This window comes from Rhodovulum sp., assembly GCF_011048875.1.
Lineage (GTDB): Bacteria > Pseudomonadota > Alphaproteobacteria > Rhodobacterales > Rhodobacteraceae > Rhodovulum > Rhodovulum tesquicola.
The window spans coordinates 1-10431 of the sequence record NZ_DSDD01000140.1; the positions used below are offsets into that span (position 1 = coordinate 1).

Annotated in this window: 9 protein-coding genes and 1 riboswitch; of the genes, 2 read left to right on the forward strand and 7 right to left on the reverse strand. The window is 66.4% G+C overall.

Annotated features, from left to right (window positions below; all coding sequences use genetic code 11):
• From ENN83_RS04815 to ENN83_RS04845, 7 genes are all read right to left on the reverse strand, one after another.
• The coding region (locus ENN83_RS04815) for a ribulose-bisphosphate carboxylase (RefSeq protein WP_287184682.1) at nucleotides 1–959 on the reverse strand (959 nt) is incomplete at its 3' end.
• A 91-nt stretch (nucleotides 960–1050) separates the two neighbouring features.
• Nucleotides 1051–2115: a class II fructose-bisphosphate aldolase gene (gene fba, locus ENN83_RS04820; RefSeq protein WP_287184685.1), complete on the reverse strand. Its 1065-nt coding sequence runs from the start codon at nucleotides 2113–2115 to the stop codon at nucleotides 1051–1053.
• Nucleotides 2116–2127: 12 nt separating this feature from the next.
• Nucleotides 2128–3336, reverse strand: a complete 1209-nt coding sequence (locus ENN83_RS04825; protein ID WP_287184687.1) for a phosphoglycerate kinase — start codon at nucleotides 3334–3336, stop codon at nucleotides 2128–2130.
• Nucleotides 3336–4337, reverse strand: a complete 1002-nt coding sequence (gene gap, locus ENN83_RS04830) for a type I glyceraldehyde-3-phosphate dehydrogenase (protein WP_287184691.1) — start codon at nucleotides 4335–4337, stop codon at nucleotides 3336–3338. Before gap ends, ENN83_RS04825 begins: the two co-directional genes overlap by 1 nt.
• A gap of 12 nt (nucleotides 4338–4349) precedes the next feature.
• Nucleotides 4350–6341, reverse strand: a complete 1992-nt coding sequence (gene tkt / locus ENN83_RS04835) for a transketolase (RefSeq protein WP_287184693.1) — start codon at nucleotides 6339–6341, stop codon at nucleotides 4350–4352.
• Nucleotides 6342–6354: 13 nt separating this feature from the next.
• On the reverse strand, nucleotides 6355–7227 hold the full coding sequence (locus ENN83_RS04840) for a phosphoribulokinase (RefSeq protein WP_287184695.1): 873 nt from the start codon (nucleotides 7225–7227) through the stop codon (nucleotides 6355–6357).
• Between the two features lie 20 nt (nucleotides 7228–7247).
• Entirely contained in the window at nucleotides 7248–8255 is a 1008-nt protein-coding gene (locus tag ENN83_RS04845; protein ID WP_287184697.1) for a class 1 fructose-bisphosphatase, read from the reverse strand.
• Between the two features lie 104 nt (nucleotides 8256–8359).
• Between ENN83_RS04845 and ENN83_RS04850 the strand changes: the two genes are divergently transcribed.
• Nucleotides 8360–9280, forward strand: coding sequence for a LysR family transcriptional regulator (locus ENN83_RS04850; RefSeq protein ID WP_287184700.1), 921 nt, complete (start codon nucleotides 8360–8362; stop codon nucleotides 9278–9280).
• Nucleotides 9281–9452: 172 nt separating this feature from the next.
• On the forward strand, nucleotides 9453–9884 hold the full coding sequence (gene cueR, locus ENN83_RS04855; protein WP_287184703.1) for a Cu(I)-responsive transcriptional regulator: 432 nt from the start codon (nucleotides 9453–9455) through the stop codon (nucleotides 9882–9884).
• A gap of 97 nt (nucleotides 9885–9981) precedes the next feature.
• Nucleotides 9982–10186: riboswitch (cobalamin riboswitch) on the forward strand.
• Nucleotides 10187–10431: the final 245 nt, after the last annotated feature.

A 10431-nucleotide genomic window follows, 5' to 3' on the forward strand; every position in this document is an offset into this window, starting at 1 on the left:
ATGCCCGAGGCGCCCTGCAGGCGGGACATCTTGGACAGCACGAAGGCGGTATAGCCGCGCTTTGACAGGGGCGAGGTGACCGCCCCATGGCCCGCGCGGTGATAGTGCAGGAACTGACGCGGGAACTGGCGGCGGCAGGTGGTGATCGCCGCGGGGCCGGTCACGTAGCCATCGACCAGAAAGGCGACGTGATCGGCGTTTTCGCCAAAGGTTTCCAGGATGTATTCGCCCCGCGCGATCATTTCGTAATGGTCGTCGGCGGTGATGTTGGCCGAGAAGAGTTTCGCCTCGCCGGTCTCGTCCTGCGCGCGCTTCATCGCGTCGGCCACCAGACGGATGGTTTCCTTCAGCGGCGCGAAGACCTGGTTGCCCTGGGGTTCATCGTTTTTGATGAAGTCGCCGCCCAGCCAGAATTCATAGCAGGCGTCCGCAAAGGGCTGCGGGCGCAGGCCGAGCTTCGGCTTGATGATGGTGCCGACCACCATGCCGCCGTCGGTGACGCTGCGGCCCAGCACGCGCCACATGTCGGCGATGTTCATCGCGGGGCCGTCGAACAGGCGCAGATAGGCGGGCGGCACGTAGAAATCGTGCATCTTGGCGTATTCGACATCGCCCATGCCCTGGTTGTTGCCGATCGTCAGCGTCAGGAACGAGCACAGCATCGCGCGCCCGTCGATGATGTTGCGGTCGAACAGCTCCACCGGATAGGCGATCTTCATGATCTCGTTGGCCGGATCGATTTCGTAGACCAGCGCATCGACGCCCTTGGTGAACTCGTCAGTGGTGCAGACCTCGACATTGGTGCCGGTCGAGCTTTCGGCGGCGAAATGGGCGGCGGTTTCCAGATAGCCGTGGCCCGCCTTGGGCTTCATGATGTAGGCGCAGAGCACATGACTCCCGCCCGCGATCAGGTCTTTCTCGTCAAGATCGAGACGCGCATAGCGGTTCGACTGGTCCATGTAATATCCTCCCAGAGGGTTCGGGTTCCGTTCGGCGTGCGTTTCCATGGCAGGCGGCCCGACCGTTTCCGGGGCCGGGCCGTCCGGGGTCTCAGTTCGTCTTGGGGTCGAGGCTGCCCGAGGCATAGCGCTTGGCCATGTCGTCCATCGGGATGACCTTGATCTTGCCGGCATTCCCGGCGGTGCCGAAGGCTTCCAGCCGCTCGCGGCACAGGTCGCGCATGGCGTCCATCGCGGGTTTCAGGAACTTGCGCGGATCGAACTCCTTGGGGTTTTCCTGCGCGATCTTGCGGAACTGGCCGGTCATCGCCATCCGGCAGTCGGTGTCGATATTGACCTTGCGCACGCCCATCTTGATGCCGCGCACGATTTCCTCGACCGGAACGCCAAAGGTCTGGGGCATCGCGCCGCCATAGGCGTTGATGATGTCCTGCAATTCCTGCGGCACCGACGACGAGCCGTGCATCACCAGGTGCGTGTCGGGCAGCTTCTTGTGGATCGCCTCGATCACGCTCATGGCGAGGATTTCGCCATCGGGCTTGCGCGAAAACTTGTAGGCGCCGTGGCTGGTGCCGCAGGCGATGGCCAGCGCATCGACCTTGGTCTTCCTGACGAAATCCACCGCCTGATCGGGATCGGTCAGCAACTGGCTGTGATCCAGCTTGCCCTCCGCGCCATGGCCGTCCTCGGCCTCGGATTCGCCGGTTTCCAGCGACCCCAGAACCCCCAGCTCGCCCTCGACCGAGGCACCGACCCAATGCGCCATGGTCGAGACGCGCTCGGTGATGTCCACGTTGTAATCATAGCTCGCCGGCGTCTTGGCGTCGGCCTCCAGCGAGCCGTCCATCATCACGGACGTGAAGCCATGCTTGATCGCCGACATGCAGGTGGCCTCGTTGTTGCCGTGGTCCTGATGCATGCAGAGCGGGATGTCGGGATAGATCATCGACAGCGCCTCGATCATCTTGGCCAGCATGATGTCGTTGGCGTAGGTCCGCGCCCCGCGCGAGGCCTGGATGATGACAGGCGCATCAACGGCCTTGGCGGCCTCCATGATCGCGATGCCCTGTTCCATGTTGTTGATGTTGAAGGCCGGCACGCCGTAGCCGTGCTCGGCCGCGTGGTCCAGCAATTGCCGCAGGGTAATCAGTGCCATCAAAGTCCTCCGTCAGGCTGCGTCTGCTTTGCGTTCAAGGGCGTCGAGGCCAGGCATCGTCCGGCCCTCCAGCCATTCGAGAAAGGCCCCACCGGCGGTGGAGACATGGGTAAAGTCATGCGCGACCCCGGCACGGTTCAGCGCCACCAGCGTGTTGCCGCCGCCCGCAACCGACACCGCCAGACCCGAGCGCGTCAGTTCCGCGACGCTCTGGGCCAGCGCCCGCGTGCCCGCATCGAAGGGCGGCGTCTCGTAGGTGCCCATGGGGCCGTTCCACAGGATCGTGCGCGCATCCCGCAGGATGTCCTGATAGCGCGCGATGGTGTTCGGCCCGATATCCAGGATGCGCCGGTTCGCCCGCACGCCGCCCAGCGGCACCGGATAGGATTTGATCCCCTCCCGCTGGAACCCCGCGACGACGAAATCCTCGGGCATCACGATCCGGCAGCCTGCGACCTCGGCCCGCGCGGCGATCTCCAGCACGTCCTCGGCATATTCGGGCTCAACGAAGGACCGCCCGATCGAATAGCCGCGCGCGAACAGGAACGCGTTGGCGATGCCGCCGCCCAGCAGGATCGTGTTGATCCTGCTCACCAGCCGTTTCAGCACGCCCAGCCGGGGCGCAACCGACCCGCCGCCGATCAGCGCGACCGAAGGGTATTGCGGCTCGTCCAGCACGCCCTCGAGCGCAGCCAGTTCCTCAAGCAGGAGCGGCCCGGCCGCCACCCGCTCGGCCGCCAGCACGGCCGAGGTGGTCGAGGCGTGCTTGCGGTGGCAGCAGGAAAAGGCGTCGTTCACATAGATGTCGCCCAGCCGCGCCAGCCCCGCGCCCAGCCGCGGATCGTTCTGTTCCTCGCCCCGCTCGAAGCGCAGGTTCTCGCACAGCAGGACCTCGCCCGGCTGCAAGGCCCCGCCCCGCCGTTCCACGATGGGACCGACGCAGGTGTCGTTGAACATCACCTTCCGGCCCAGCGCCTTGGCCAGCGCGGGCACCAGCCGTTCGGTTGTCAGTGCCGGGGTCATCTCGCCATTCGGCCGGCCCAGATGGGTCAGCACGATCAGCCGCGCCCCTTGATCGAGCAGCGGTTTCATGCCCCGGGCAAAGCGGGCGATGCGCGTGGCATCGCCCACCCCGTTCCGGGTCAGCGGCACGTTCAGATCGGCCCGCACCGCAAGGCGCCTGCCCGCAACATCCAGCGATGTCAGGGGCACCAGCGTCATCAGATCAGCGCCCCCATCGCCACGGCGGTATCCGCCATGCGGTTGGAGAAGCCCCATTCGTTGTCATACCAGGTAAGGATGCGGACCATGGTCCCCTCCATCACCTTGGTCTGATCCATGTGGAAGACCGAGGAATGCGGATCATGGTTGAAATCCATGCTGACCAGCGATTCGGTGGTGTAGCCGAGGATCCCCTTCATCGGGCCATCGGCCGCGGCCCTGATCGCGGCATTGACCTCGTCAACGCTGGTCGTGCGGCTGGCCTCGAACACCAGGTCCACGACCGACACGTTCGGGGTGGGCACCCGGATCGCCACGCCGTCCAGCTTGCCCTTCAACTCGGGCAGCACCAGCCCCACGGCCTTGGCCGCGCCGGTCGAGGTCGGGATCATCGACAGGGCCGCCGCGCGGGCGCGATACAGATCCTTGTGCATGGTGTCCAGCGTCGGCTGGTCGCCGGTATAGGAGTGGATCGTGGTCATGAAGCCGCGGGTGATGCCGATGCTGTCGTTCAGCACCTTGGCCACCGGGCTCAGGCAGTTCGTGGTGCACGACGCGTTCGACACGACCGTGTCGGCGGCGGTCAGAACGTCATGGTTCACGCCATAGACGATGGTCTTGTCCGCGCCATCGGCGGGTGCCGAGACCAGAACGCGCTTGGAGCCGTTCTCCAGGTGGAACGCCGCCTTGTCTCGCGCGGTGAAGATGCCGGTGCATTCCATCGCGATGTCCACGTCGCCCCAGGGCAGGTCCTTGGGGTCGCGGATCGCCGTCACCCTGATCGGGCCGCGGCCCACGTCGATGGTGTCGCCGTTCACCGTCACGGTGCCGGGGAACCGGCCATGCACGCTGTCATAGCGCATCAGGTGGGCGTTGGTCTCGACCGGGCCGAGATCGTTGATCGCGACCACCTCGATATCGGTGCGGCCCGATTCCACGATGGCGCGCAGCACGTTGCGGCCAATCCGGCCGAAGCCGTTGATAGCAACCTTCACAGTCATGATGAACCCTTCCTACTTCATCAGTTTCCTGGCGGCCGCGGCCACGGCCGCGGGCGTGATGCCGAACTGGGCATAAAGCGTCTCGGCCGGCGCCGAGGCGCCAAAGCTCGACATGCCCACGAAGGCGGACCGTTCGCCCAGCAGCGCCGCCCAGCCCTGCTCCACCGCGGCCTCGACACCGACGCGGGGTGCGCTGCCCAGCACGGCGGCCTTGTAGCTTGCGTCCTGCTCCGCGAAAAGCTCGAAACACGGCGCCGAGACGACGGCCGCCTTGATGCCCTCCTCGGCCAGCAGGTCGGCGGCCTTCATCGCGATCTCGACCTCGGAGCCGGTGGCGAGCAGCGTCACGTCGCGCGCGCCGTCCGCCTCGCGCAGGACATAGGCGCCCTTCGCCACAAGGTTCTCGGCGGTATGCGCGGTGCGCAGGCAGGGCAGGTTCTGCCGCGACAGCGCCATCAGGCTGGGCGTCTTGCTGGCGGTCGCCGCGATTTCCCAGCATTCGGCGGTTTCCACCACATCGGCGGGCCGGAACACGTTGAGGTTGGGCATGGCGCGCAAGGACGCCAGATGCTCGACCGGCTGGTGGGTCGGGCCGTCCTCGCCCAGGCCGATGGAGTCATGCGTCATGACATAGGTCACAGGCAGCCCCATCAGCGCCGACAGCCGGATCGCGGGCCGCGCGTAATCGGCAAAGACCAGGAAGGTGCCGCCATATGGGACAAAGCCCTTGTGCAGCGCGATCCCGTTCATCACCGCCGACATGCCGAATTCGCGGATGCCGTAATGGATGTAGCTGCCGCCGTAATTGTCCTTCGACACCGGCTGCATGCCCGCGGTGACGGTCAGGTTCGACCCGGTCAGGTCGGCCGAGCCGCCCGCCGTGTTGGGCAGCGTCGCGTTCACGACCTCCAGCGCCATCTCGCTGGCCTTGCGTGTCGCGACCTTGGGCGCCTCGGCCGACAGTTTCGCCTTGTAGGCCTCGATGGCGGTGGCCAGCGCCGCCTTGTCCGGCGCCGCGATGGACCGCTCGAACGCGCCCGCCTGCTCGGACACCGACAGCCGCGCCTCCCAGCCCTCGCGGGCGGCACGGCCGCGCGCGGCCACCGCGCCCCAGGCGTCGTAGACTTCCTTGGGCAGGGTGAACGCCTCATGCGGCCAGTTCAGCGCTTCGCGGGTGGCGGCGACCTCATCGGCCCCCAGCGGCGCGCCATGCACCTTGTGGCTGCCCGCCTTGTTCGGCGCGCCCTGGCCGATCACCGTCCGGCACGCGATCAGCGAGGGGCGGGGATCGTTGCGCGCGGCCTCGATGGCGGCGGCGACCGCCTCGCGGTCATGGCCGTCGACCGATTGCACATGCCATTTGGCGGCGGCAAACCGCGCAAGCTGGTCGGTCGAGGTCGACAGCTCGGTCGAGCCGTCGATGGTGATCTTGTTGTCGTCCCACAGCACGATCATCCGGCCCAGGCCCCAATGGCCCGCCATGTCGATCGCCTCGTGGGAAATGCCCTCCATCAGGCAGCCGTCGCCCGCGATGACATAGGTGTAATGGTCCACCAGGTCGTCGCCGAAACGGGCATTGTGCATCCGCTCGGCCAGCGCCATGCCGACCGCGGTGGTGATGCCCTGGCCCAGCGGGCCGGTGGTGGTCTCGATCCCGTCGGCATGGCCGTATTCAGGGTGCCCGGCGGTGCGATAGCCCCATTGTCGGAAGTTCTTCACCTGGTCCATGTCCATGTCGGCATAGCCCAGCATGTGGTTGATCGCGTAGATCAGCATGGACCCGTGCCCCGCCGACAGCACGAAGCGGTCGCGATCCTGCCAGGTCGGGTTGCAGGGGTCCACGTTCAGGAAGCGGTTGTAAAGCACGGCGGCCACATCGGCCATGCCCATCGGCATGCCCGGATGGCCGGAATTGGCTGCCTGCACCGCATCCATCGCCAGCACCCGGATAGCGGTGGCCATCAGCGCCTCGGCGCCGGTGTCGATCTTCGTGGGGGCGTTCATGTCGCTTGCCTCCTCAGGCGCGTTTCGATTCGGACACCAGACGCTCGATCATCGGCGTCAGGATCAGTTGCATCGCAAGGTCCAGCTTGTTGCCCGGCACGACGATCGAGTTCGCCCGACTCATCCACGAGCCATGGATCATCGAGACCAGATAGGAAAAGTCGATGCCGCGGGGGTTCTTGAACCGGATCACCACCAGGCTTTCATCGGCCGTCGGGATCCAGCGCGCCACCAGCGGGTTCGAGGTATCGACCACCGGCACGCGCTGGAAGTTGATGTCGGTCTCGGTGAATTGCGGGATGATGCAATGCACATAGGCATGCATCCGGCGCAGGATCACGTCGGTCACGGCCTCGGTGGTGTAGCCGCGCTTTTCCTTGTCGCGGTGGATCTTCTGAATCCATTCCAGGTTGATGACCGGCACCACGCCGATCTTCAGATCCGCATGCTGGGGCAGGTTCACCTCGTCATTGACCACCGCGCCATGCAGCCCCTCGTAGAACAGCAGGTCCGAGTCCTCCTCGAAGGGTGCCCAGTCGGTGAACTCGCCCGGCGCCACGCCGTAAAGCTCGGCCTCGTCATTGTCGTGGACATAGTGGCGTGTGCGTCCCGTGCCGGTCTCGCCATATTCGCGGAACACGCGCTCCAGCTCCTTCAGCTCGTTGGCCTCATAGCTGAAATGGCTGAAGGTGAAATCGCCCTCGGCATAGCGCCGGTCGAGTTCCGCCTTCATGTCCTTGCGGTTGAACTTGTGAAAGGCGTCGCCCTCGATCGACACCGCCTTCACGCCCTCGCGGCGGAAGATCTGGTCGAAGGTGTGCTTGACCGTCGAGGTGCCGGCGCCAGACGAACCGGTGACCGAGATGATCGGGTGTTTCTTGCTCATGTCTATCCTCCCGGGGGGCTTCAGACGCGGAACAGGCCGCGATTGCCAAAGAGTGCGTTGACCTCCTGTTCGGGAAGGTCGTGATAGGCGGCGACGCGGCTGACCTTGTCGGTCGAGCCGAAGACGAAGGGCGTGCGGGCATGCAGTCCGGTCGCAGTCTTGTCGAGGATGCGGTCCTGCGCATCCGTCGCCGACCCGCCCGCCTGCTCGATGACAAAGGCGATGGGCGCGCATTCGTAGACCATGCGCAGCCGGCCCTTCTCATAGCCCTTGCGCAAATCGCCGGGATACAGGAACACGCCGCCCCGGCTGATGATCCGATGCGTCTCGGCCACCAACGAGGCCACCCAGCGCATGTTGAAATTCTTCTCGCGCGGGCCTTCGTCGCCCGCGATGCAATCGTCGATATAGGCCCGGATCGGCTTGGACCAGTGGCGGTAGTTCGAGGCGTTGATCGCGAATTCGCGCGCCGTCGAGGGCACCTTGACCGCCTCCTGCACCAGCACGAACTGCTTGCTGTCGGGGTCCAGCAGGTATTCCTGCGTGCCCTTGCCGAAGGTGACGACCAGCATGGTCTGCGGCCCGAAGATGATATAGCCGCCGCCGATCTGCTCATGCGCGGGGCGCAGGAAGCTGGCATCGCCGTCCTCCTTGGCCTCGAAGATCGAGAAGATCGTGCCGATCGACACGTTGACCTCGATATTCGACGACCCGTCCAGCGGGTCGATCGCCAGCGCGAAGCGGCCCTTGGGGTCAAGCTCGACCACGCTGTCCTGTTCCTCCGAGGCGTACCAGCGCACACCCGCCGTGGCCAGGCGCCGGGCAAAGGCCTCGTCGGCCAGCACGTCCAGCGCCTTCTGCGTGTCGCCGCCGGTATTTTCGCCCACCTCGGCGCCCAGCGCACCGCCCAGAGGCCCGCGCTGGATCGTGTTGGACAGGTCGGCGCCGACCTCGCAAAGCGCGTTCATCAGCGGCTGAAGCGCGGCGGGGATATGCTGCAAATCCCGGATCGGATTCTTCGTCTGCATAAATTCCTCCCGAATCTGGCGGCGGGTTTCCGATCATGATTGCTAGTCGAGAACGCGCCCGGTACAGAATTTAAAAACTTCGAAGCTGCGTTAGAAAAAAATTAATGCCCAAGCCCGAAGCCGTCACCCTCAAGCAACTCAGGGCCTTGCAGGCGGTGGCCGAGCATGGATCGCTGACCGCTGCGGCTGAGGCAATTCGCCTCACCCCGCCCGCGGTCCACAGCCAGTTGCGCCAGCTCGAGACCAGCTTCAACGCCCGCCTCGTCGAACGCGGGCCGCAGGGCGGCGCGCGACTGACGCGCCAGGGCGAGGCGGTGCTGGTCGGCGCCCGCGCCATCGAGACCGCGCTGGAGGCCTGCGCCGACCATGTCCGCGCGATCAACGAGGGCATGGAGGGCATGGTGACGCTGGGCGTGGTCGCCACCGCCCGCTATTTCGCGCCCCGCCTCGTGGCCGACCTGCAGCGCGCCTTTTCCACCGTCGATGTCATCCTGCGCGTGGGCAGCCGCGACGAGATCGTGAACGCCCTGGCCAGCGCCAGCGTCGATCTCGCGATCATGGGCCGCCCGCCGCGCCACCCCGAGGTGCAGGCCACCGTGCTGGGCCCGCACCCCTATATCCTGATCGCCCGGCCCGGCCATCCGCTGGCCGCGCAGGGGCGGGTGGCGCCCGAGGCGATCATGTCCCAGCCCGTCTTCACCCGCGAGGAGGGCTCCGGCACCCGTATCCTGCTGGAACGCTATCTCGAACGGCTGGGCCGCGGCCGTCCCGCCCGGGTGATCGAGGTCGATGGCGACGAGACGATGAAACAGGCGGTCATGGCGGGGCTGGGCATCGCGCTGATCTCGCGCCACACGGTGATCGAGGAATTGCGCGCGGGCCGCCTGGTCGAGCTTGAGGCCGAGGCGCTGCCGCTGGTGCGCCAATGGTTCCTCGTGCATCGCGCCGACACCGCGCTGAGTGGGGCGGGGCAGCGCGTGCATGGCCATATCGTCGGGCGGCAGGGCGGCTTCCTGCCGAAATGACGCCCGTTCCCCGCGACCGGCCCTTGACCTTCCTGTAACTGGAACCCCTATCTCGGGTGCATCCGGACCCGGGGGATCGGGATGGACGCGACCGTTTCCACCACGACCACCACGCGGCTGGGGCTCGAGGGGCTGTATTGCGCCGGCTTCGCCCCGTGACCGGGAGGGTCGCATGAATATCGGACAGGTGGCCGAGCGCACCAGGCTGCCGCCAAAGACCATCCGCCATTACGAGGAGATCGGCCTGATCCGCCCGATGCGGGGGGATAACGGCTATCGCCATTTCTCCGAACGCGACGCCCATGACCTCGCCTTCCTCGGCCGGGCGCGCAGCTTGGGCTTCACCATCGAGGAATGCCGGGTCCTGCTGGCGCTTTACGCCGACAAGGGCCGGGCTAGCGCCGATGTGAAGCGTCTGGCGCAGGACCACCTGGCCCAGATCGACGCCAAGATCGCCGAACTGCACGAGATGCGCGCGACGCTGGCCGATCTGGTCGAGGCCTGCGCGGGCGATCACCGGCCCGATTGCCCGATCCTGCGCGGTCTGGCGGGCGAGCAGGGCCGGGCGGGCGATGCCGACGAAAGTCCGATGAAAGTCCGATGAAAGTCCGATGAAAGTCAGATGGAATTCCGATTTCCGGATTCCCCCTCTGCCACCGCCCGACGGACGATCAGGGCCTTTCACATTTCCCGCCGATGCGCTAGGCGTGACCCGCTTCGGTTCTGCCCCGCAAGGGGCGGATGAAAAGGGAACGCGGTGCGCCCGGCAACGGGCAATTCCGCGGCTGCCCCCGCAACTGTAGGCGGAGAGCGCGGCTGACAGGTGCCACTGGGCGCAATGCCCCGGGAAGGCCAGCCAAGCGATGACCCGCAAGCCAGGAGACCTGCCGAGGCAAGATCACCCTGTCCGGGCGCGGGGCGCGACCCGGAGGCGGCCAGACCGCAGAGGTCGCATCGTGCATCGTCTGCGTCAGGCCCCTGCGCCCGTCGGGACAGATGATGAAGGGCGAGGGGACCGCGGCCATGTGTGCCGAACGAATTGTCGAACCCGCAGGACGCGGGCAGGGGTGGCGGCGATGAGCTTTCGGGCGCTGATCGCCGCGCTTTCCGCACTGGTCGCGGCGCTGTTCCTGGCCGCGCTGCTGGTCGGC

Excerpts from the sequence above, each read along its gene's own strand:
- ENN83_RS04850 (WP_287184700.1), top strand. The coding sequence starts at position 8,360 with ATGCCCAAGCCCGAAGCCGTCACCCTCAAGCAACTCAGGGCCTTGCAG.
- ENN83_RS04845 (WP_287184697.1), bottom strand. The coding sequence starts at position 8,255 with ATGCAGACGAAGAATCCGATCCGGGATTTGCAGCATATCCCCGCCGCG.
- ENN83_RS04825 (WP_287184687.1), bottom strand. The coding sequence starts at position 3,336 with ATGACGCTGGTGCCCCTGACATCGCTGGATGTTGCGGGCAGGCGCCTT.
- fba (WP_287184685.1), bottom strand. The coding sequence starts at position 2,115 with ATGGCACTGATTACCCTGCGGCAATTGCTGGACCACGCGGCCGAGCAC.
- gap (WP_287184691.1), bottom strand. The coding sequence starts at position 4,337 with ATGACTGTGAAGGTTGCTATCAACGGCTTCGGCCGGATTGGCCGCAAC.
- cueR (WP_287184703.1), top strand. The coding sequence starts at position 9,453 with ATGAATATCGGACAGGTGGCCGAGCGCACCAGGCTGCCGCCAAAGACC.
- ENN83_RS04840 (WP_287184695.1), bottom strand. The coding sequence starts at position 7,227 with ATGAGCAAGAAACACCCGATCATCTCGGTCACCGGTTCGTCTGGCGCC.
- tkt (WP_287184693.1), bottom strand. The coding sequence starts at position 6,341 with ATGAACGCCCCCACGAAGATCGACACCGGCGCCGAGGCGCTGATGGCC.